The sequence below is a fragment of the Psychrobacter sp. P11G3 genome (assembly GCF_001435845.1).
Taxonomy (GTDB): domain Bacteria; phylum Pseudomonadota; class Gammaproteobacteria; order Pseudomonadales; family Moraxellaceae; genus Psychrobacter.
In genome coordinates, this window is record NZ_CM003596.1 from 674,398 (window position 1) to 696,030 (window position 21,633).

The following is a 21,633-nucleotide window of genomic DNA, read 5'->3' on the forward strand; positions in this document are numbered from 1 at the left end:
GCCAGTTGTTTTCTAAAATTAAGCTTCTTTTTTAAATTCGGCAATAGCCAGCTTGCGTGCTGATTTATGCTCGACCATCGGTGCAGGGTAGTCAACATCGGCAAACTTACCACCTTTTGCCAATTCTTTACGCATCTTATCTTCGTTGTGCAAGATACTGTTAGGAATATCTTTTAACTCTGGTAGCCAAGTTTTAATAAACAGAGCTTTAGAATCGTGCGTATTGGCTTGGCTAAAGGGGTTCATAATACGGAAGTAGGGCGCTGAGTCAGTACCTGTCGATGCGCTCCACTGCCAGCCGCCGTTGTTGGACGCAAAATCGCCATCTATGAGCTGCTGCATAAAGTAGCGCTCACCCAAGCGCCAATCAATCAATAAATCCTTCGTCAAAAACATCGCGGTGACCATTCGCAGGCGATTATGCATAAACCCTGTCGCATTCAGGCAACGCATTGCTGCATCTACGAGCGGCACGCCTGTCTTACCAGTGCACCATGTCTCAAAATCATTAGTGTTATACGACCAGTTAATCTTGGTATCAGTCTCTTCTTTATACGCTTTATGACGAATCAGGTTTGGCTTTTCGACCAGCACATGCCGATAAAAATCTCGCCATGCAAGCTCGCTTATCCAGCGATTGATGTCTTCATTATCACCGTCATTACCGTGTAGCTTTTCTTGTACTGTGCTCGCCTGTAGATAGCAGAATCTAGGACTGATAGAGCCTATAGTGAGGTAAGCCGATAGCTGGCTGGTTGCGTGCAAATGGGGGACGTCACGGCTTACATCATAATTATTAATATCATCATCGACGAATGCTTCTAGACGCTGGCAAGCGGCAGACTCACCTGCAGGATAGGCGTCTCTTGCTTGGTCAAGCTGAGCTGTCATATCGACATGTTGTAATGACTCGTTCTTTTCTAATGTCTGCTGGTAGTCACTCAGCATCTCTCCACTTAGTGCTTCGATATCGTCGATTGTATTGGCAAACGTTTGCGATGATGGTAGTTTGATTTTATAATCGCTATCCACTGCGGATGCTTCGTGCATTTGGATGGTGCTGACGTCCAACGTATGTCGCCATTTTTTATAAAACGGGGTGAAGACCTTATACATACTATCGCCATCATTGGTCGTGATAGTTTGCGGTGGCAAAATGCATTGGTCATGCCAGCGGACGAACTCGATACCGTTTTTTGCAAGTTGTTTGCTTAACTGCTCATCACGATCAATCTCATTGCCTTCGTACTCGTGATTGGCCATGATGCAGCTGATTTCATTGTCATTGCATAAAGTCGTGAGCGCCTCTATACAGTCAGTAAAGCTTGGGCAGAGTTGTACTGTTAAGGTGATATTCAATTGCGATTGTAATTCCTTTGCTAGAATAGGCAGCGTGCGAGCAATATGATCGACTTGTACAAGGGATGTATCGTGCGCTTGCCACTGCTCAGGGGTTAAAAAGAATACGGCAGACACTGAAGCGTTGTCTTCTTTTGCACGTTCGCAAAGCGCTGCTAAAGCAGTATTGTCATGGATACGCAGGTCACGGCGAAACCACATCAAGTAATGTGCTGGATTTTTGCTAGTAGCATTGTCGCCAGTATCAGTATCAGTAGCGGCTGTCTGTGCAGTCTTAGACATCAAAGTATCCCTATATTAATCAATCGCAATCATAAACAAAACTAAGGATAAAAGTATGCTAGGATAAGTTTTTGGATGCAATGGCTTTGCCGTTTGGTTAACAAAACCTCATCACATCTAACGATTTATCTTTAGCTTGAACCTATCTGATGCCGCTATAATCGGTGTCATATTCAGCACCATGAAACGCAAGGTCACAAAATGCACGTTAAGTTTTGCGGGTTTACTCAGCTTAGTGATATACAGACGGCGGCACAGCTAGGTGCAGATGCAGTGGGTTTGGTGTTTTATCCACCAAGTCCACGTGCGGTCACGATAGAGCAGGCGCAAACCCTGAGCGCTGCCGTACCTGCTTTTGTCAGCGTGGTGGCACTGGTAGTCAATATGCCTAAAGATGAGCTGATTAACTTAGCAAGCAACGTCTCTTTTGATATTATCCAGTTCCATGGTGATGAAACGCCTGAGCAATGCCAACAGCTGGCAGGTATGGTCAATAAACGCTGGATCAAAGCATTGCGTATCAATACAGAGCAAGACACCCTCGATAGTGTCCGCGCTCAGATTAACCAGTTTGCAACCGCAGGTGCCAGTAGTATTTTATTGGATGCTTATCATCAGCATAAGTATGGCGGTACTGGCGCACGTTTTGACTGGAGTCTCATTCCACATGACAGCGCACTACCAATCGTTTTGGCCGGTGGACTCGATGTCGACAATGTTGCCGCTACATTAGATTTGCCTATTTATGGCGTCGATGTGAGTGGTGGCATTGAGGTTGATAAAGGTAAAAAAGACGCTGCCAAAATGCGTGCCTTTATGAAAGCGGTCAAACGCGATCGATGGCAAAACGCTACGGTCACTGGCGCCATCTAAGTGGGTTTGTATCTAGCTATTTGCTATACGTAATCTGTTTAGTTGATCGTTATTCCGATTTTTCTGCTTAAATCTGATTAGATTGTTATCCTTTTTATTATTTTCCCTCTATTTATCTAAAGTTATTTAAAAAATACCACTTATTACAGTAGGAATTATCATGAGTCATGTCGAGAACAAAGATTTATCTGCTACCGCACAATCTGTAAATACTTTTACTAACCCTGAAAACGTACAGGACTTTAACCAGTATCCTGATGCACGCGGTCATTTCGGTGTACATGGGGGGCGTTTTGTCTCTGAGACGCTAATGGCTGCCCTAGAAGAGCTAGAAACGCTTTATACCAAAGTAAAAGCAGACCCAGCATTCTGGGAAGAGTATCACAACGATTTGGTCAATTATGTCGGTCGTCCAACGCCACTGTATCATGCTAAGCGTTTGAGTGATGAGATTGGCGGTGCGCAAATTTACTTCAAACGTGAAGATCTAAACCATACAGGCGCTCATAAAGTAAATAACACCATTGGTCAGGCGCTGCTTGCCAAAATGTGTGGCAAAAAACGTATCATCGCTGAGACTGGTGCAGGACAGCATGGCGTCGCGACGGCAACGATTGCTGCACGCTTAGGGCTAGAGTGTATCGTCTATATGGGTGCTGACGATGTCGAGCGTCAAAAAATGAACGTCTATCGTATGCGCTTGCTTGGCGCGACAGTTGTGCCTGTCACTTCTGGCTCACGCACTCTCAAAGATGCCATGAACGAAGCCATGCGTGATTGGGTGACCAATGTCGATAGTACCTATTACATTATCGGTACTGTAGCAGGCCCACATCCTTATCCGCTATTGGTTCGTGATTTTCAAGCGATTATCGGTAAAGAAGCACGTATTCAGCATTTAGAAAAAACAGGAAAAATGCCTGATGCATTGGTTGCTTGTGTTGGCGGTGGCTCAAACGCTATTGGTTTGTTCTTTGACTTCTTGAACGATACTGAAGTTAAGATGTATGGTGTTGAAGCAACAGGCGATGGTATCGAGTCAGGTCGTCACTCAGCACCGTTGGCGGCTGGTCGTATCGGCGTGCTGCATGGTAACCGTACTTACCTAATGGCAGATGATGATGGCCAGATTCAAGAGACGCATTCTATCTCAGCGGGTCTTGATTATCCTGGTGTCGGTCCAGAGCATAGCTTCCTAAAAGACATGAAGCGTGTTGAGTATGTCGGCTGTACTGACAAAGAAGCGTTAGAAGGCTTTCATGAAGCCACGCGCAAAGAAGGCATCATCCCTGCACTTGAAACTGCTCATGCTGTCGCTTATGCATTGAAACTGGCTAAAACCATGACCCCTGATCAGACAATTATCGTTAATATGTCAGGTCGCGGTGACAAGGATCTGCATTCAGTGATGAAAGCAGAAGGGATTGAGTTGTAGTAACGAATATCTTTATAAGTTATCAAATTTATAAGTTACTAGATTCTTCTTTATAAGAAAAATTGTTTGACCTTTTATTGTTCAATATAGATTATTAAATGAAAGGTCAAACAAGCCAGTTTATAACAATTAAGAGACCACTATGACCAGAATTGAAAGTACCTTTGAAACCTTAAAATCACAAAATAAAAAAGCCCTGATTCCTTATGTAATGGCAGGCGATCCTAATCCGACCACTACGATAGGTCTATTGCACGACTTAGTGAAACACGGCGCCGATATGATCGAAGTCGGTTTACCATTCTCTGATCCAATGGCCGATGGTCCAACTGTAGCGTTGGCTGGCGAGCGTGCATTAGCAGCAGGGACGAGTACTCGTGACGCACTAAAGATGGTCGCAGAGTTTCGTCAAACAGATACACAAACGCCAATCATCCTAATGGGTTATCTAAATCCTGTTGAAATCATCGGCTATGACAACTTTGTCGCGCTATGTGAGCAGTCAGGCGTTGATGGCTTGTTGATGGTAGATTTGCCGCCAGCAGAGGCGGGTAGCTTCACTCAGCATTTGACTGATCATTCGATGAATGAGATTTTCTTGCTATCGCCAACAACTTTGCCTGAGCGCCGTGAGCAAGTATTGACTCATTGTGGCGGCTATATTTATTATGTATCACTAAAAGGTGTGACTGGCTCAGCCACGTTAGATACTGACGATGTAGCAACTCAAGTACAAGCAATCAAAGCAGAAACAGACTTGCCAGTATGCGTCGGCTTCGGTATCCGTGATGGTGCTTCTGCAAAAGCGATCGGTACTCATGCAGATGGTGTTATCGTCGGTAGTGCCTTGGTACAGAATTTTGCCGATATTGATGCCAACGATACTGCGGCGGTTGCGAATGCACAGCAGAACATCATGGCAAAAATGGATGAGCTACGTGCAGCATTAGACAGCTTAAGTGCTTAATAGCTATTGCTTCCATATTATTGTTACTTGAAGAAATAGTTATTTGAAGAAATAGTTATTTGAAGAAATAGTTATTTGAGACGGCAAAGTCAAATTGCAGCTATTGTTTACCTAAGACTTTACTTAAAAGCTTTACGTGAAGACAATACTAAATGACTTTGCTAAAATTAGTTTACGAGTGTAAACTAACATCACTATTATATGGTGTCTGATAGCAGTGGTTTATTCGTCACTTTGATTGGCAAATACATTATCTATCAACAAGCGCATAATCAAATTACCGACATACGAGATTTATTTATCAATATGTCGCATGACTGCTCATGTTATGACTGTATTAGACGTTTTGTTTAGACAACCATTAAACTCTCAATGACAAGCGAATGAGCAAACTTGTCAATAAGCCTTTTATGATGGCAAATAATATGACTGATACAATAACAAAACCCGATAACAATACTGCTAAAGCCGCGCCAAACAGCAATACGGATAGGCAGTCATGGTTTAACCGTCCTATTCCAGGCATCAAACAGCATTTGACTGCGCCACTGTCTGCGGTAGAGACTGAACCGTCAACTAAGTGTAGCAATTGTCATTCGATGATTACCAACACAGCGCTGATTTTTAACTGCTATGTGTGCCCGCATTGCGATCATCATTTACCGATGAGTGCTCGTGAGCGTTTGAACTGGTTACTTGATCAAGTGGACGGCGAGACAGGACAAGAATTTACGGCAAAAGATCCATTGAGCTTTGTGGATAGTAAGCCATATCCTGCGCGTATGAGTGAAGCACAAGAAAAAACAGGTGAGTCTGAGGCGTTGGTTGCTATGTATGGCAAACTGCGTAACCTTGATATCGTCGCCTGTGCTTTTGACTTCCGTTTTATGGGCGGGTCAATGGGTTCAGTCGTTGGCGATCGTTTCGTCCAAGCAGCTGAAAAGGCGCTAGAGCAAAAAGTACCTTTGGTTTGCTTTGCTGCTTCTGGCGGTGCACGTATGCAAGAAGGTCTATTGTCATTGATGCAAATGGCACGCACGGCAGCAGCGATTGAGCGTCTAAGAATCGCTGGGATTCCTTACATTGTGGTATTGACCAATCCGGTATACGGCGGCGTAACTGCATCACTGGCGATGCTGGGTGATATACATCTAGCAGAACCAAAAGCGATGATTGGCTTTGCTGGTAAGCGCGTGATTGAGCAGACTGTACGTGAGACGTTAGAAGAGCCATTCCAGCGCGCTGAGTTCTTATTAGAGCATGGTGTGGTGGATGAAGTGGTACATCGTCATCAGCTAATCGATACAATCTATCGTCTACTTGCAAAACTATGCCGCGTACCAAATGTAGATGCTCAGTAAAATGAGATGCTCAATAAGGTAAATGACTCAGTATAATGAATTATTTATTGAGTGCATAAAGACTTAGCTGCGTGCTAACATCTACTGCATATGCAAGACCCCTAATAGCATTTATCGTCATTGCACGGTAAGTGCTATTTTTGGTTTTAGCTAACACATATATTTTTATCTCTTATTAAATTTTATATAGGTTTTATCCATGTCTGACCTTTTAGCATCTGACCTTCGCAGCCCCAACGCCCATAGTCCTAATGAAAGTTCTAGCCTAACTGAGTGGCTCGATTATATGCAGCAGATTCATGTATCTGCAATCGATATGGGATTGTCACGTGTATTGCCTGTTGCAGAAGCGTTAGGCGTGGTGCAATCAGCGAAAGATGACGCTTATGTATTTACTGTAGCAGGTACCAATGGCAAAGGTTCTACAACCGCTGTCATCGCCGAAATGTGTAAAGCCGCAGGCTACAAGACGGCACTATATCAGTCGCCACATCTTAGCGCTTTTAATGAGCGTGTGCGTATCAATGGCGAGATGGTCAGCGACCAGACCCTGATTGAGGCTTTTAGCAAAGTAGAGGCGGCACGCTTACAGTGCGAGTTGACGTTGTCGTTCTTTGAGATGACCACACTAGCAGCGCTATTGATATTCGCTGAAGCAGACTGTGACGTGTGGGTCTTAGAAGTAGGATTGGGTGGACGACTAGATGTGGTCAATATCATTGATCCTGACATGGCAGTTATTACCAATATTGGTATCGATCATGTTGACTGGTTGGGTGATAATGTCGAGGATATTGGTCGCGAAAAAGCAGGTATCTTGCGCAACGGCATTCCTCTGATTTATGGTGCTACTGAAATGCCATCCAGCGTGCAACAAGCCATCGATACCCAGCAGGCAACTTGTTATCAGATTGGACAAGATTTTAGCTACCGCGATATTGATTCAACGACTTGGCAATATAGTAATGCAGCGGTTACCTTGCAGTTACCACGTCCTGCGCTATCGTTGACTAACACGGCCAATGCACTATCAGCAGTATTAGCAAGTCCATTAGATGTCGGTATCAAGGCCATTGAGCAAGCACTACAAACTGTCAAATTAGCTGGTCGCTTCGATTATCGTGAGAGCCATAGCCGCCATTGGTTATTTGATGTGGCGCATAATGAGCAAGGCGTTGAGTTCTTATTAGCACAGCTATTACCGTTTTGGCAGCAGCATGTAGCCAAGCAAAGTAATCAAGATAGCTCAGCGAATATCCCTACACCAAAGATAAAAATGCTATTTTCTATGTTAGGTGACAAAGATATTGATAAGGTTGTGCAGCGCTTAACTCAAGCAGGCTTACCGATTAGTGACTGGTTTATCGCTGAGATTGACTACCCTCGTGCCGCGACTACTGAACAGCTGCAAGCTGTTTTGGTCAAATATGTTGATAGAACCAATATATATGCGTTCGATGGTTTGCATACAGCGACCCATGCAGTGATAGAGGCAAGCCAACCGCAAGACCTTATCGTCGTATGTGGCTCGTTTCATACGATTGGGGAAGCATTAAGTGCCCTTAGCGTATGATAATTTAAGTTAAAGTAGTGCCTGTTTAATGTTAATCTTAGTCGTAGCCTGATAGCAGACAGCATGAAAAATATGCTTTATAATCAAAATGATTTGCCAGACTAGTAGAAGATGGTCGGCACAAATTTTGAACTCTGATGGCATTAACTGACAGTAACTGGCGGTAAGAGATCATGATTAAAGCGATTAGATATACTGCTTTGAGATAGTCGCTGCGCCGCTCAATCAACCTTATTACCAACTAAGAGACGTAAACGGATGAACTTTTCGAGACAAGCCTTATTGGGCATTGGGATGATTATCGGCGGTAGCGTGATGCTATACGCCATGGTGCAACAGATTGGCGATAGCGACCAACCAGAGCCGATATCAGCGATGGTCGATAAATCAAGCTCGGAGCAAGAGTCTCCGCAGCCGCTCACAACTGATATCGAAACAGAAAAACGTATCCTTGCGCAAAAGCAAAAAGAACGTGCAGCCCGTGTCGCAGAGCAAGAAAAACGTGCAAAAGAGTTTTTGACAGAGCAGGAAGTTGCTGAGGCAGAAGCATTGGCTAAGGCACGTGCTGAGAGCCAGCAATATGTCGATAATAGTGCGCCAGCTATTGATGACACCAGCAGTACAGAGTCTACAAAAGACGTTACGACAGATTTAACGGTTCAGCCTCGTACTGATAGTGAGTCTACTACTGATACTACAAAGTCTAGCGAAGCCGAGAAGCAAAAAGCGGCTCAAGAGCAACAAGAAGCCCAAAGGCAAGCTGCTATAAAAGAGCAAGCAGCCGCTAAAAAACTTGCTGAGAGTAAAAAACAAGCGGAGGCAGAGAAACTAGCCGAAGCAAAAAAGCAGGCTGAAGCCCAAGCAGCGGCTGAGAGAAAAAGAGAAGCAGCGGAAGCGGCTAAAAACGAGCCACCAAAATCGCCTTCTGAATACCAAATTAAGAAAGGTGATGGACTCATCAAACTGGCAAGACAATATAACATGCCTGTAGAAGTATTGGCTCAAGCCAACAACCTATCTCCATCGGCAGCGCTACAACTGGGTCAAAGTATCACCATCCCATCGAGCAAACAGGTACAGCGTTTAGAGCGTGAAGCGGCGGCAGCCGAACAAGCGCGTGAGAAGAAGCGCCAGCAAGAAGAGGCGCTGGCGAAGAAATCTGCCGATGCAAAACGTGAAGCGCAGCAAAAACTGAGTGAAGCGCGTAAAGAAGTCAAAGAAACAGACGCTAAGGGTAGCTTTGGAGTGCAAGTAGCTTTAGCAAATGACCAAGCCAAAGCGGATGAGTTAGCGAAAAAGTTCCGAGCAGCAGGTTATCAAGTTAAGACGAGTGCAACTAGCCGCGGTGTCCGTGTCGTAGTTGGGCCTGAACGTGGCAAAGTCGCAGCATTGGCACTAAAAGATAAAATCAATAGTGACCCTAAAGTAAATACGACCAGCGCTTGGGTGCTTTACTGGCGTTAAGCTAGAGCGTTTCTAACGGTCTCGATTCGGCTTTTAACTACTTTATATAAAAACACGACAAATACTGTCGTGTTTTTTGTTTTATAGATTGCTGATTGGCGCCGCCTTGGTTAAGATGAGCGCCATTTTTATAATCCGTTGTTGTATAACCTGTCAGCCTATATAGGTTGCCTTGTCGTGGTCGGCGCATTGTTCATTGCTATTAATAATGACAAGTAGCCCATCACTCTCATATTGTATAAGGTAGAAACATGTCGTTTGGTGTTATATTTTTAATATTGGCCGTTGGGTTTTTGGGGCTGATTACGTTACCGAAGCTGCTACCAACACTACTGACAAAACGCCCTGTCGTTGAGCCAGATCCAAAACCTGTGCGCGGTGATGAGTTGGCTATTTGGCCATTTGCGCCGATGCCAATCATGACCGATACGGAAGTGATATTTTTTAATAAGTTAAAAAATGCGCTGCCGGAGTATCACATATTTGTCCAAGTACAGCTGTCACGGATCATTGAGGCCAATAGTAGCGAGACATCAGAGCGTAGCTTTTGGTTCAATCGTATTTGTCGTCAGAGCGTTGACTATGTGATTGTGGATGTCGATGCTCAGACTACCTTGGTCGCTATCGAGCTTGATGACTGGACGCATAGTAGCAAAGCCCGTCAAAAAGCGGATGACAAAAAAGACAAAGCGCTTGCCAGTGCAGGTATTGCGATGGTGCGTTTCCACGCTGAGCGTATGCCGAGTGCCGATATGCTTAGATATGAGCTAATGCAAGTGATTGAGAGTTATTAAGCATTCTGTGAAAGCTGTTTGATTATTAAGGCTAAAACATTATCTAAGCAGTTTCATCTTAAAAGCTTAGGTTAGCTAAATTTATTCATCGAGTTGGTCTGATTGCCTTGGGTAAATAACGATTGGTCGATTACCTTCAAAATATAAACCTGTTTTAGGTAGCTCGTTATCTGACCAAACTATCGGTTGCTGATGACCATCATAAGTATTTCGCTCATCATAAAAGTCGCGCTTGGTGAACCATTCAATATAATGCGCGGCTCGCAAAGCTGTAGTGTCAATCGTTGCAAGACCTGCCATGTCTCTCTTATCACACCACTCATGTATTGGAAAACTCGGCGTTAGCCAATATGGCCAATCATAATCACCACAACCAGCTGTGTTGATCGGTAAAAAGAATCGCCCTTTGATCACGCCATAACGCTTATCGATTTTTACCTGTCCATGATTTTCTGTATCTACCCACACCGCTCGAAACTGCTTGGTTTGCATGTGTGTCATTTTGCGCTGTAGATTATCATTGGAATTAATCCCAACCCAATTCACAGGCTCAAAAGGTGCTGACCCCATAAAAAACTTAATGGCTAGCTCCCAATGTTCAATTAGCTGTTCTGCATGGTTATACAAAATCAAATCAAGCTCACCAGTCGTCTGCTTGCCATTATAGAGCTGCACATTGCTAGCCAGTGTCTCATATGGATGCAGCTTGCGTGCGAACCCATCCTCTAACCAAAATGACAGTAAGCCCTCAAAATGAAATCCCAGTCGATTGGGACTTGGGCGTTTGAGTAAATAGCGAGTCAGCTCTTGATAGGCGGCAGTGGTGTCTAGCTCTGCTAATCGTTGCTCATACGCTTCAAACTGCGTCTGCCAAAATTGCGCGCTATGCACGGTAACGGTATGTGTAGTTTGATGCGGCGCAAAGTCTAGCCATTGTGTTAAAGCATTGGGGCATGCCAGTACATAAGCTAAATCGCGCACATAGGGTCGGCGGTAACGTTCCCAAGGTGCATTATCTATACGGCGATTAAATATGGGCTGATTGACAGGCTCGGACATAGGATAAACCAGTGTGAAGGTGTAGCATTTACCCTAACGGCTCGCTCTATAAAAGTCTATAGATGACAAGTATCCGCTAGGGCATTGCTCAGTTTTTTAGCGTTAAAATATGATACTAATGTGATGGATATGAAAGCTGATATCAGGCGGTGATAGCAAGTAAGGTAGTAAAATACTGAGTATTGTTTTAAGTATTGGCAGTAGCCGTTTTAATATATTATTAGGCGCGTTGTGCGATGGTTGCTGCTCTGAATTGAGAAAGTTATAGTTTTTTTGGGTCATTGTCTAGCTCCATGTTATGTCGTTACACTATGGTGCGTAACGGTTCATGGATTTATATTATAGGTTGTGTGGTTGTAGCTAAATACTTATGCATGTATAGAGCAGGGTATGCCTGCATAGCGTGTTGTATGCACGCATACCACAGTATGATAGGTTATGAAAAATCGCCTTTATTGGCTTGGCTTAACCATCGCTTGATAGTGTCATAAGATGGGGTCTTGTCTGTTTCTATGTTTTGCTTTATATATTCGGCTGTTTCAGCAAAAGTGGTAAATCTATTGTCTCTCATGATTTTTAGATACTGTCGTTTTTTTTCAGCCCTTTTTTGGTTATGCTCACCCCATCTAGTATTGGCTTTTTTTCTACTTTCAAAGGACAATTTATTCTTTTCGTGTATGCATACATCTGCTGTTAAGTCTAACGCTCCTACAAGTCTTTTATAAAACTTCATAGCTGTATAGTAATGAGACTTATCAAAAGCTATTATTGCCGCTTGTCTCATAGCTAACATAAAAACAACCATGAACATATAAGAGTTAGTATCACTCTTTTTTCTACTACCTAGCTTATCTAGACCATCATCTATAGCTTTTAGTAAAATGTTTGTTGTTATGATATTTAGGCTTGTACTAGATGCTTCATAGGAGGAGAAATCCACATCATCAATATTAGTATCAAAGTAGTATTTCACATATGGATAAATAGTGTTATTCACTAAATCATAGTCTTTTGACGCCATAAAAGCATCATTCAATGTTTCATCACTAAAGTAATTCCTATCCCCAAATGCTGCCCATGTAATTTTAAGGTTTGTTACTTCTAAGATAGTATTTCTAATGGTTGCATATAAGTCGTTATTGAGTCGTTCTTTGTCTAAATCGTTCACATTTCACACCCCTACACCCTTAAATCAAAATAGATGCAAGGCAGTGACAGCCAAAAGGTTTGTGAATAACTGGCTTTTAGGTCTTAACCTTGCAAAATCATTATCTGTCCAACTTGAACAAATGTATTTTCTTAGTATAAATACTTATTATAGACATGTACCAAATTTAAGCCAAAAAAAAGAGCCAGCAACCTAAGTTACTGACTCTTTTAATATATCTGGTCGGAACGGCAGGAAGTAAAGTGAAGACTGTATGAGTTATTTTGTATAGGTTTTATTTTATTAAAGTTTAACGATACCAACAATAATACCAACAATAATTTTTAGTGATACTGTTTTTAGCTTTGTTAGATTTTACTTTGTAATTATTTTCTTTACGCACATTAATTTATGATTTTAATATTCATGTAACCCTCTGAGTTATGATCACTAATTTCTTAAATATTGATTCCAAACATAAAGAACCCACTATAATGTAAGCTATAGCGGTTTTATATTAGGTGGCGGGCTTAAGTTAAGGCTTTACATTTGATGTTACTTACAGACATTTTCTTCATAAATATTAGGATGTAACTATGGGCAATCCAAGTAACGGTAGTACGAATTCAGATCGCAAAGAAATATCAGACCAAGGCGGAAAAATTCGTGGTTCTATAGGTGATGCCGCAATCGGACAAAACCCGGAATCAACTAGCAAGCCACCGAAACCACCACATAATCCACACAAATAAACTTCTTTAAAGTATCAGGAAATGAATATGGCCAATCCAAATAACAGTGGTTCAAGTTCCAACGGTGACAAAAAATCAGACCGAGGTGGCTGGCCACTAAGCGATAATGGACAACGTCCAGCATCACATAGACCACCACCAAAACCACCGCATAACCCACATAAATAGTTCTTTACTAACTTTATTTTAATTTTGTTGTATATCTCATTTCTAAAAACTCTATATCGGCACGAGGAAAGTAAGTAATCATACTACCAAATTCTGGTTCTAGTTTAACCTGTCCCACTTCTGTCCAGTCTACATCCTCTTTGCCTTTAGTGTCGGTAACATAAAAGGCAATACCATCTTCGTCCATAATAAATGGGGCAAACACATCTCCAAAAAACTGCATTGTACTACTACATAAATATTGATTACCATTTTTATGCACTAATTTTATTTGAGTTGCCGCTACGCCTTTATGAGAAGATAGCGTTTTCCAAACGTCACCTGTATTCATATTATGACTAACTTTGCTTTTGTACAAAAAATCAGTCCATTTATAGTCAGCAAATTTCAACCATAAATAAGCAATAATTGGTCCAGACAGCACCGCTAGATAAGCCCAATTTGACTCCCATAGTTGGACGGTGAGAGCAGTTGGTAAACCAAGGAGTAATACGAACATCCAAACATCAGTAAGTTTTTCAGTTTTTCTATAGTCACGTTTTAATATTACGTAACCTAAATAACCTGCGACCAATGTAGCTTGTATTTGCAGTGGTAACTGTAGTAACTCTTGCATAAGTACTTCCTAACGTTTGACGATTATTATTGCACATACTGACAGTAAAGCTTAAAAATGATACTTAATATAAAACCCGTTAATAGTGAGCGGGTTTTATATTAAGATACTAGAGAGGATTCTGCGCTTCAGGCTTTATTTTCCTATATAGCAACAGCCCAATATATAGTCTAATTCAAACCCCAATATTAAGTACATCACCTAATTAAAATATCCCAAGTTTAACTGTACGGATTTGAAAGCAGGGGTCAAAAAGCTTGATATAGAAATTGTTCTAAAGCTTTTTAATTAAATCAAAGTCTATCTAAATTTGATATTCTAGTCCCCTTAATTTGGAGTATTCACCACTTAATATAAATTTAGCTCAATAGACTTATAATAGATCATTCAAGTGCTATTTTCTGATGTCGGGTGGATAGGCACTAATAAAGGTAGGACAAGTAGCAGTAGTAGGGGCATTTCACCTCACTTATATATAATATACACTCTATTATTATAGTAATTTTTAAAACCATTAGGGTTATACAGTTCTACTAGTCCTATTACTCCTACCTTTTTTGGTTATTAATGATCTCAAATAAAAAGCCAAACAATCTAATGCTTGGCTCATATCTACGTTTGTTAATGCTTAACCATAAGTCATACAAGCTTTGTTACTTTAAAGCTATTTCCCTTAGTACTGGCTTTGGATAGTTCCAATTTTAAACCGTTTGCAATGCGCCCATGCCTAAACTTTAGCATTGCGCCTACTGATCGGCTGCTCAATGACTTACCGCCGTTTAAGTCTAATAATATTTCTTGTAAATTATTATCTATTTGAGTATGAATTAAGGCTTGATCGTACAACTCCCTAGCATTAAATATTATATTACTTCGCCATTTATAAATGCATGCTAGTAACTCGCTTAACGCTTCATGTTCTGGGTCTTTCTCCATGTTTTTATCAATCGAGCGTTTAGGGTCTGTCAGTCCTTCTACTTGTGTAGATAACCATAGTACCGGCTGGCGTGCTACGGTGTCCCAGTCCTCAAAACTAGGCAACCTATCTTTAGCCATACCGCCGGCGCGGTGTTCATTACTTTGAAGGTAGCCACGTATTAAGGTTATAGCGGCGGTGGCTAGCTTGTACCGGTTACACTCTATGTATGTGGCTGGTTTCAGTCCGTTAATGGCGGATAGATCGCGCTGGGCTTGTGTGGGGTTCTCTATACCGGTATCAAAACGGCAAGTTAAAACACGGCGCGGCATATCGCCCACTAAGGTTATATTGTTACCCGTCAATAAAAGCATGGCGCGGTGTGCTACTTCTACACTTTGGCTCATGCCTAGTATGCGTCCACTAAAGCGTTCAGACGTTAAAAATGATGCCATCGTCGCGCTGTTAAAATGTCCCATGATATTATCCCAGATAATAAAACGCCGTCCTTCTATGACCATAGATAATAAGGTTTTGCGTATTTCGTCCTCGTTCTTTTCAATGCTTGGTGTCATAGCTGGGGCTGTACCAGTTGCAAGTAATCCTAAACACTCACAAAAGTAGGTCTTACCGCTGCCTTGTTTGGGTGCATCAAAGGCGAACGCCGGCGCGGTTGCTTGCGTGGTGCGTGTTATCGCTGTTAGTACGGCGGATAATGCTACGCTGCGGCTTATATCGTCTGCAAAGTCAAAAGTACTAAACGGTTTCATTAACTCATAGTATGCGGCTATAGCCTCCTGCTCACTTACTAATGCTGCTACGCTAACGCCGTGATCTAAGCAATCAAGATATAGCTTTGTACTTTTATCATAACCCTGTTTACTTACTATATGGTTGTCATGGGTGATTGTCGGCGCGCTTATAACAGCATTAAGCGGTTTTAGGTTCCTGTGCTTATGCATTGATAGTATTTGCTTAATGACCTTCGTTGGCGGATCAATCAGCCGCTCATGCATTGTCCTTCCAGTTTTTTGCCACTGCCAATACTGATTTATAACGCCTAACTCATGCTCTAATAAAGATTCACTAAACCGTAATATATTGCCGTCTCTAATACTTACTAATTGGTCCCCCATATCATAATAATCTGGCGAGGCTTGCATTATTCTAAGCGTTTTTAATGTGGTGTCTGACGTCTTGCCAGCAACGTGCTCAAGCCGGTGGGGTTGCTTTATCAACTTATATGTTTTACCACCATGTGCTTGACTGAATAGGCGCGGACTTTGGCCTTGAATATATAGTTTGCCTGTGTTGCTATAATTATTATAGTCAGGCTCTAATGGGTCTTTAGTGATTGCCCCGTGATAGTGTTCTGGATTATCTAAAGCATCACCTATGCTTATCTGTTTACCGTCTGCCAATGTGATAATAAAGTCGCCGGCTAATACGTCCATATTGAGGGCACGTAAGACATTATTCTTTGCGGCTGTTAGCTGGTCGTCTGTAGGCTCTGTAATGCCTTGCTTAGTTAGGTTAGCAATAGCTTTATCATGGCTGAATACTGTCCGTATCTTTACCACTTCATCAGCATAAGGCGCTTTAGCTTGTATCTTCATTTCGGCTAGTGTTTTTTGCTGTTTGGTTGTCAGTTCAGGTAATGCGGCCTTTGTATCAAGTGGCTGCCCTTCATAGCATTCTGTTGCCACTGCTCGCTGCTCTAACGGTTTAATGCAATGCGAGCCAGCGGCAAAGTCTAGGCGGCTAGGCTGAAATACGGCGACATCAATAGGTGATCGTGATAAGTAGCTGCCTGCTTTGCTGATCTCATAATAACCATGACCATTAAGCCATAGACGTTCGAACAATATCTTGCCAGCGCGTGCTATGTCGCTTGCATCAGTCACAAAAACATAAAGTCTTTGGCCTGTTAAGCCGTTCATCTGTTCATTGCCGTTATAGATATAGCTACTCGAGCTGGGGCGCCATATGTAAGGTATGTTATCAAGTGGTATGACATCATTAACGGCTTTGATAAAGTTAGCTTTAGATAGTGTTTTATCATCACAATCAAGCATCATGACGCCGCCATGATTGCCCCATCTATAATGTTTGTTTGTGCGAGTTAATGTGTTGTCTGGTCTGCCTTGCTCCTCATAAATTTTACTACTTAGTAGCAGCGTTTCATTATTCACGCCGGCATGAATGCCCCATGTTACCGCCTGATTATGTTCTAGGCTGTCCAATATATTAGCCACTTGCTGAACGCTATTAGTACTGACGTTTACCGCTTTGCCTTTGGTCATTTGCGCTACGGTATCGGTTATCATGTCACCATTAGCGACTAGCGTCCGCTTCTTAGTTAGCGTCTTTGGTGTTATACTCGTAACAATACTGAAGTCTGCTCTGATTTTAGTATTGAATTGTTCATGCTTTACTAATGCCCCTACGTTTGCCGCGTCAGGGGTATTTTTAATATCTATCATATTAGCACCCACCCACTTCGTTATTAACAGAATTGTTAATTTCAGATTCATCAAGGTGCCATTGCTCAAGCCAATTCAATACGTCACGATTACGCCATGCAGTAATAGTTGGAGATAATTTAACTGGTGTAGGGAACTTTCCATTTTTTGACCATTGCCATAGGGTAGTGCTGCCGAAAGGTAATAGAGGTAAAATCGTGCTAGCCCGGCTCATGCCTTCTAATGGAAGGGTAGTGGTAGGCATCATTTTTTGCTTACTATCTACTTTAAGAGCAGCTGCTGATTTGGTTTCTTGTTGCTTATTCATTTATAGAGCTCCACGTAGTGAATTGAGCTATAACGGTTTGTTACGGCTAACGTGAAGCTATTGTATGAGTAAGGGCAGGAGGCTTATAAGGGTATATAACCGTGATATACCCCTGTTTTTTAGTTATTATTTTTTTGTGTTTCAATTCTCAATTGTTGAACTTGTTTGATCCAATAACTGACAGGCTTTTTTGTTATCTTTGCATTAAGATCTTTTGATGAGCTAACTATTCTTGCGTTAGTCGTACCCTGATGTGCGGTAATATCCAATTGAGCTTTATGAAATAATACATTTAATATGCAAGTTACTGCTTTTAGAGTCTTCGGGTGCAATTCTTCATCGGCATTTACTGTCTGATTAGCCAACTCAATTTCTGTCTTTGCTAATCGCTCTTCCAACTCAGAAATTTTCTGATCTTTATCTATTAACTGTTGCTGAGTATCAGGCTTATTTATTAATTTATCTAGGCTATCTTTAGTAATTCTAATGTCATCTATCTCTAGGACATAGTCTGCTCTATCTATCAGGAAAGATGAATAAGGAATATCTATTTCCATAATAGAATCTTTTTGATTGTAGTAGTCATTCATCTCTTTTGCAGTAAACTTAAAATAAAGCTTTTCTTCGGGAAAGTCCTTGATTTGCAAACTAGCTTGTTCTGCTCCAGGTTTTGCAAGTAAACTTAAAATATATTCATCATTAATTAATATATAATTATTATTTAAAAAACATTTTTCATATTCAATTTCAGTGGTTACTTTGCCTACTTTATCCTGATAAGCTGTTGTTAATTCATGAACAAACTGACCCTTATACCAAATAGCTAAACTCAGCTTACCCTCTCTAACTAAGTCTTTGACTAAAGTGATAGCATTCTCCTTACTTACCTCACCAAAATTATAAAGATCCATATATGTGATCATTTCATCGATGCTTAAGTATTCTTTTAAGTCGAAGATATTCATATGATTATTGCCTTATAATTTATTTCGTAGGGATAAATAGATACTACTACTAATAATATATTCCAATCCCAAATTTAACACTCCTATGCCAGATTAAAAGTCTTAACTGCTTTTAGAGTAAAGGGTTTAGATTTGCTGCCTCACGTATTAGTATTTCGTTAGCCTCATCATCAGGAGAAAGACTAATTCACTATTGTTCGAGAGATTACCTCTTTTGAGAGAATGTTTTATAGCAATGATTCTCAATAGCTATCGTTCATTATTTCCGCTTGGATCATCCTCTTTATATAGAATAATATCACCTGGTTTACAGTCTAATAACTTGCATAGCTCATTAAGCGTCTCAAAATCGATACGTGTCACTTCATTATTGTACATTCTATAGAGAGTGGACCTGCCTAGTTTAGACATTCTATCTGCATCTGCAACACGCAATCCTTTTTTAGCAAATAAGACAGGAAGATTGAGTTTAATCATTAATAAGTCCCTAAAGTGATAATAAAATGCTTGCTAGTGATAATAATATGATTTAAAGTATGGTAAGTAGTGATGAAGTAATGCTAGCTATTAACAATTAATCGACTAAATAACTATTATGCCATAGGTGTCTTTCATTGCCGAAATGCCTATATTTGCTATAACTACAAATAGACAAAAGATACTAGCAAGATCTACTTATTATATATTTTAAGGTTAATTAGAAAATGAGAGTAGTATTATGCTAAATATTAGTTATGAAGAACTACGTAAAGAGTTAAAACCAACGGGCAGTATTGATGATGAAGCTAATCGCATTGCTAACCATCTCATTTGTGAGCTGTCTATTCCCATCGGAACATCTCTATCGAATTTTCTAGAGATTGATAGTTGCTTCAACAATCATATGGCGATACGAATTTGGGTACAAAACCAGCTAATTAACTTGAAAGGTGATACGTTCAATGAAAAGTGTCAAGAGTTAAAAATCAGACTTTATGACAGCTTGCCTGTATATTAAGGATTAGTCTGTTTACAATAGTCTATTCAATAAGACATCGTTTTTTTGTTAATTGAGTCTGTTATAAGTATTGTACAGATTCTATCTGATTTAGACTGCTCTAACGAAACACTAGGTATTTTCTCCTAGGTACTAAGCATAATCACTCTCGTTTCGGCAACTCATGCATTCCATATTCAAAAACGATTGTAACATCTTCTATATTATCCATATTTCCTTGAGAAATGTTCATTCCCTTTATTATTTGTTCGATTTCATTAACGTCAGCATGTATTTGAGCTAAATTATTTCCTTTAATATAGCTAAGTACTTTTTCTACCTTCGGGTCAGGTCTCATGTTCTTAATAAACTCTAAGTGTCTTTGTTCACGGTATAATTCAGCATATTGAGTTCGGTACAACATGTATTTAGCATAAACTTCTGGGATGTTAGCAACATCTAGTGCAGGCGCTTCTAATATTTCATTGACTGTTTGCGGATTCTGTTCGGCCATTTTTCGAATAGCAGCTGGTAGAGATGTATCCTTCTTGCCACTTTTAGAGCCTGGGCTTTCTAATTTTAAGTCTTGTAAGGCGTCAGCTGCTAACGCATTAGCATGTAAACTAATGAGATAATCCACGTCTTGTTGAGATATGGATTGATTACCATCAGAGTACCAATAATCTCCTTTTTTAGTCATAGAATTTCTTAGTTTCAATCGTAGACATTGAGCTGCTACTAGCCAATAATGTCTCTCATTCGCTAACCCATGATTGTCTCTATTCTTTAGACAATCGAAGGAATCATCATAAAAGGCACCTGTTATTTTATCAGTCAAATAACGTTGCAAAGCCTGGTGGTGCGTAATGCTTGAAATTTGATTATATTTTAGAATTTTGAGACTGGGACTGTCATTGTCTGCGCTACGTCTATCTAAAATATCTCGAAATATTCCTTCCGGAAGTTCCACCATCTTATCAATTAGGCGATCAAGATTTTTTAAAACTTTACGTACCTCGTTAGGTTGATGATAAAGCATATTACTATAAAGCTCCGCTAAGTACCCCCCGTATTCTTCGCTAAATACGAAGTCTTTACGAGGGTAGTATACTCTTAAATCTGTAGACCAAGCATCATTAACCAAAGCTAATTGGCGGATAAATGTCGGACTTGCCTTATGTAGATGAGCTAAAAGATAAAGACATTTGAGCATATCATTATGATATGGTTTATCAATATCTGTTTCTTTTGTTTGCTTTAAGTAGGTTCGGCGCCAATCCTTATCCTTTTTATTACCTCTATATAGACCCAAAATTGTGTTCAAGTGCGTCTTCAGTGCTGAGTCATTAAGGTTTTTCCAAAAATCACTATTACTTTTCTCATCATCCAACACCCGTAATTCTTGTTTAAGCCCTTTAAGCGTTAATTGTCCATCAATATCAGTACTTTTTAGAAAGTCATAGTTTGATAGGGATAAAAAGAATGAGTCACTCTTAGAGCGTAACGATACTTCATATGGTAAGAGATAAATCTCCCCATTAGCCACTGCTTCATAGTTCCCTTTATGCCTTCGGCGCAACTCATCTTTGTTTGTCACTAATAACTTTTCTTGACTTTCTGATGCCATAAGTTTCTCACTTATTAATTTTTTCTGCTTTTTAGATCGTAGTATTGTTTTAATATCTACACCAGAGCAACAGGTTAGTTTTTGCTAGTTGCCTAAACAACTAAAATGTCTAATAAAGAGGTAAATAATATGTCAAATATTGTACAACGTAACTTACAACGTAGCTTGGCTAAGAGCGTCTCGGTCCTTGCAGAAGAAACGGGGCTTTCACCAAATGAAATAATGAACACTCTTAACGATGAGTACGGATATGTAACTCCAGAGTTATTGCCTGATTTAAATAAGCAAGTTGAGTTAGATAGGGCTGCTGATCTCCATGCTAAGCAAAAGAAAATTAAAGTCAACAAAGTAGCTGTGTTGAAAACTGCCTTAGATCGTGAAGCCAGTGAATTAGCCAAAATCGTTAGGGATAAAAATGAAGAGCGTAAACCCCAAGTTTAACCTTCTCACCTAATAAAAGTATGAAAATTAATAACCTCTTGAAGCTATATTCTTTATAGCTTCAAGAG

At 40.7% G+C, this 21,633-nt stretch carries 20 protein-coding genes; 11 read left to right on the plus strand and 9 right to left on the minus strand.

The genetic code is table 11. From position 1 onward, the window contains the following. Positions 1-18 precede the first annotated feature (18 nt). Entirely contained in the window at positions 19-1,641 is a 1,623-nt protein-coding gene (locus tag AK824_RS02765; protein ID WP_057758616.1) for a cryptochrome/photolyase family protein, read from the minus strand. Positions 1,642-1,842: 201 nt separating this feature from the next. On the opposite strand from AK824_RS02765, the gene AK824_RS02770 reads away from it, so the two are divergent. The 7 genes from AK824_RS02770 to AK824_RS02800 all read left to right on the plus strand — a co-directional run bounded on the left by AK824_RS02770 (position 1,843) and on the right by AK824_RS02800 (position 10,108). Next, positions 1,843-2,514 carry a phosphoribosylanthranilate isomerase gene (locus tag AK824_RS02770; RefSeq protein WP_057758618.1) on the plus strand — a complete coding sequence of 224 codons (672 nt, stop codon included), beginning with the start codon at positions 1,843-1,845 and terminating at the stop codon, positions 2,512-2,514. A 160-nt stretch (positions 2,515-2,674) separates the two neighbouring features. After that, positions 2,675-3,949 carry a tryptophan synthase subunit beta gene (gene trpB / locus AK824_RS02775; RefSeq protein ID WP_057758619.1) on the plus strand — a complete coding sequence of 425 codons (1,275 nt, stop codon included), beginning with the start codon at positions 2,675-2,677 and terminating at the stop codon, positions 3,947-3,949. 142 nt (positions 3,950-4,091) lie between these two features. After that, the gene (trpA, locus tag AK824_RS02780) at positions 4,092-4,916 is read left to right on the plus strand and encodes a tryptophan synthase subunit alpha (protein ID WP_057758621.1); all 825 of its coding nucleotides are present in this window, start codon (positions 4,092-4,094) and stop codon (positions 4,914-4,916) included. Positions 4,917-5,329: 413 nt separating this feature from the next. After that, a complete protein-coding gene (gene accD / locus AK824_RS02785; protein ID WP_180952657.1) occupies positions 5,330-6,277 on the plus strand; it encodes an acetyl-CoA carboxylase, carboxyltransferase subunit beta in 948 nt (315 codons plus the stop codon). Between the two features lie 199 nt (positions 6,278-6,476). Further along, positions 6,477-7,850, plus strand: a complete 1,374-nt coding sequence (gene folC, locus AK824_RS02790) for a bifunctional tetrahydrofolate synthase/dihydrofolate synthase (protein WP_057758623.1) — start codon at positions 6,477-6,479, stop codon at positions 7,848-7,850. A gap of 258 nt (positions 7,851-8,108) precedes the next feature. Beyond that, complete coding sequence (locus AK824_RS02795; protein ID WP_057758625.1) at positions 8,109-9,314, plus strand: SPOR and LysM peptidoglycan-binding domain-containing protein; 1,206 nt, start codon at positions 8,109-8,111, stop codon at positions 9,312-9,314. A 251-nt stretch (positions 9,315-9,565) separates the two neighbouring features. Continuing rightward, the gene (locus AK824_RS02800; RefSeq protein WP_057758628.1) at positions 9,566-10,108 is read left to right on the plus strand and encodes a DUF2726 domain-containing protein; all 543 of its coding nucleotides are present in this window, start codon (positions 9,566-9,568) and stop codon (positions 10,106-10,108) included. An 81-nt stretch (positions 10,109-10,189) separates the two neighbouring features. On the opposite strand, the gene AK824_RS02805 is transcribed toward AK824_RS02800, so the two are convergent. Together AK824_RS02805 and AK824_RS02815 are read right to left on the minus strand one after the other, a co-directional pair. Next, positions 10,190-11,167 (minus strand): DUF1853 family protein, encoded by a 978-nt coding sequence (locus AK824_RS02805; RefSeq protein WP_057758630.1) that lies wholly within the window; start codon positions 11,165-11,167, stop codon positions 10,190-10,192. A 436-nt stretch (positions 11,168-11,603) separates the two neighbouring features. After that, positions 11,604-12,335: a hypothetical protein gene (locus tag AK824_RS02815; RefSeq protein WP_057758634.1), complete on the minus strand. Its 732-nt coding sequence runs from the start codon at positions 12,333-12,335 to the stop codon at positions 11,604-11,606. Between the two features lie 575 nt (positions 12,336-12,910). Between AK824_RS02815 and AK824_RS13490 the strand changes: the two genes are divergently transcribed. Both AK824_RS13490 and AK824_RS13495 read left to right on the plus strand, forming a co-directional pair. Then, positions 12,911-13,066, plus strand: a complete 156-nt coding sequence (locus AK824_RS13490; RefSeq protein WP_156410675.1) for a hypothetical protein — start codon at positions 12,911-12,913, stop codon at positions 13,064-13,066. Between the two features lie 27 nt (positions 13,067-13,093). After that, positions 13,094-13,234 (plus strand): hypothetical protein, encoded by a 141-nt coding sequence (locus AK824_RS13495; RefSeq protein WP_156410676.1) that lies wholly within the window; start codon positions 13,094-13,096, stop codon positions 13,232-13,234. Positions 13,235-13,247: 13 nt separating this feature from the next. Here AK824_RS13495 and AK824_RS02820 read toward each other — a convergent pair whose 3' ends face one another. The 5 genes from AK824_RS02820 to AK824_RS02840 all read right to left on the minus strand — a co-directional run bounded on the left by AK824_RS02820 (position 13,248) and on the right by AK824_RS02840 (position 18,998). Further along, positions 13,248-13,850 carry a hypothetical protein gene (locus AK824_RS02820; protein WP_057758637.1) on the minus strand — a complete coding sequence of 201 codons (603 nt, stop codon included), beginning with the start codon at positions 13,848-13,850 and terminating at the stop codon, positions 13,248-13,250. 639 nt (positions 13,851-14,489) lie between these two features. Then, positions 14,490-17,249: a hypothetical protein gene (locus AK824_RS02825; protein ID WP_057758639.1), complete on the minus strand. Its 2,760-nt coding sequence runs from the start codon at positions 17,247-17,249 to the stop codon at positions 14,490-14,492. A gap of 1 nt (position 17,250) precedes the next feature. Continuing rightward, positions 17,251-17,556, minus strand: a complete 306-nt coding sequence (locus AK824_RS02830; protein ID WP_057758641.1) for a helix-turn-helix transcriptional regulator — start codon at positions 17,554-17,556, stop codon at positions 17,251-17,253. Between the two features lie 119 nt (positions 17,557-17,675). After that, positions 17,676-18,521, minus strand: coding sequence for a hypothetical protein (locus tag AK824_RS02835; protein WP_057758643.1), 846 nt, complete (start codon positions 18,519-18,521; stop codon positions 17,676-17,678). Positions 18,522-18,770: 249 nt separating this feature from the next. Further along, on the minus strand, positions 18,771-18,998 hold the full coding sequence (locus tag AK824_RS02840) for a helix-turn-helix domain-containing protein (protein ID WP_057758645.1): 228 nt from the start codon (positions 18,996-18,998) through the stop codon (positions 18,771-18,773). Positions 18,999-19,239: 241 nt separating this feature from the next. On the opposite strand from AK824_RS02840, the gene AK824_RS02845 reads away from it, so the two are divergent. Further along, entirely contained in the window at positions 19,240-19,518 is a 279-nt protein-coding gene (locus AK824_RS02845; RefSeq protein ID WP_057758647.1) for a hypothetical protein, read from the plus strand. 142 nt (positions 19,519-19,660) lie between these two features. Here the strand turns inward: AK824_RS02845 and AK824_RS02850 are convergent, their stop codons facing one another. After that, positions 19,661-21,124: a hypothetical protein gene (locus AK824_RS02850; RefSeq protein ID WP_057758649.1), complete on the minus strand. Its 1,464-nt coding sequence runs from the start codon at positions 21,122-21,124 to the stop codon at positions 19,661-19,663. A gap of 129 nt (positions 21,125-21,253) precedes the next feature. Between AK824_RS02850 and AK824_RS02855 the strand changes: the two genes are divergently transcribed. Further along, positions 21,254-21,565: a hypothetical protein gene (locus AK824_RS02855; protein WP_057758651.1), complete on the plus strand. Its 312-nt coding sequence runs from the start codon at positions 21,254-21,256 to the stop codon at positions 21,563-21,565. The last annotated feature ends 68 nt before the right edge of the window (positions 21,566-21,633 follow it).

What these genes read in the sequence shown, in the direction of transcription:
- AK824_RS02765 (WP_057758616.1), bottom strand. Translation starts at nt 1,641, where the DNA reads ATGTCTAAGACTGCACAGACAGCCGCTACTGATACTGATACTGGCGAC.
- AK824_RS02770 (WP_057758618.1), top strand. Translation starts at nt 1,843, where the DNA reads ATGCACGTTAAGTTTTGCGGGTTTACTCAGCTTAGTGATATACAGACG.
- trpB (WP_057758619.1), top strand. Translation starts at nt 2,675, where the DNA reads ATGAGTCATGTCGAGAACAAAGATTTATCTGCTACCGCACAATCTGTA.
- trpA (WP_057758621.1), top strand. Translation starts at nt 4,092, where the DNA reads ATGACCAGAATTGAAAGTACCTTTGAAACCTTAAAATCACAAAATAAA.
- accD (WP_180952657.1), top strand. Translation starts at nt 5,330, where the DNA reads ATGGCAAATAATATGACTGATACAATAACAAAACCCGATAACAATACT.
- folC (WP_057758623.1), top strand. Translation starts at nt 6,477, where the DNA reads ATGTCTGACCTTTTAGCATCTGACCTTCGCAGCCCCAACGCCCATAGT.
- AK824_RS02795 (WP_057758625.1), top strand. Translation starts at nt 8,109, where the DNA reads ATGAACTTTTCGAGACAAGCCTTATTGGGCATTGGGATGATTATCGGC.
- AK824_RS02800 (WP_057758628.1), top strand. Translation starts at nt 9,566, where the DNA reads ATGTCGTTTGGTGTTATATTTTTAATATTGGCCGTTGGGTTTTTGGGG.
- AK824_RS02805 (WP_057758630.1), bottom strand. Translation starts at nt 11,167, where the DNA reads ATGTCCGAGCCTGTCAATCAGCCCATATTTAATCGCCGTATAGATAAT.
- AK824_RS13490 (WP_156410675.1), top strand. Translation starts at nt 12,911, where the DNA reads ATGGGCAATCCAAGTAACGGTAGTACGAATTCAGATCGCAAAGAAATA.
- AK824_RS13495 (WP_156410676.1), top strand. Translation starts at nt 13,094, where the DNA reads ATGGCCAATCCAAATAACAGTGGTTCAAGTTCCAACGGTGACAAAAAA.
- AK824_RS02820 (WP_057758637.1), bottom strand. Translation starts at nt 13,850, where the DNA reads ATGCAAGAGTTACTACAGTTACCACTGCAAATACAAGCTACATTGGTC.
- AK824_RS02825 (WP_057758639.1), bottom strand. Translation starts at nt 17,249, where the DNA reads ATGATAGATATTAAAAATACCCCTGACGCGGCAAACGTAGGGGCATTA.
- AK824_RS02830 (WP_057758641.1), bottom strand. Translation starts at nt 17,556, where the DNA reads ATGAATAAGCAACAAGAAACCAAATCAGCAGCTGCTCTTAAAGTAGAT.
- AK824_RS02835 (WP_057758643.1), bottom strand. Translation starts at nt 18,521, where the DNA reads ATGAATATCTTCGACTTAAAAGAATACTTAAGCATCGATGAAATGATC.
- AK824_RS02840 (WP_057758645.1), bottom strand. Translation starts at nt 18,998, where the DNA reads ATGATTAAACTCAATCTTCCTGTCTTATTTGCTAAAAAAGGATTGCGT.
- AK824_RS02845 (WP_057758647.1), top strand. Translation starts at nt 19,240, where the DNA reads ATGCTAAATATTAGTTATGAAGAACTACGTAAAGAGTTAAAACCAACG.
- AK824_RS02850 (WP_057758649.1), bottom strand. Translation starts at nt 21,124, where the DNA reads ATGGCATCAGAAAGTCAAGAAAAGTTATTAGTGACAAACAAAGATGAG.
- AK824_RS02855 (WP_057758651.1), top strand. Translation starts at nt 21,254, where the DNA reads ATGTCAAATATTGTACAACGTAACTTACAACGTAGCTTGGCTAAGAGC.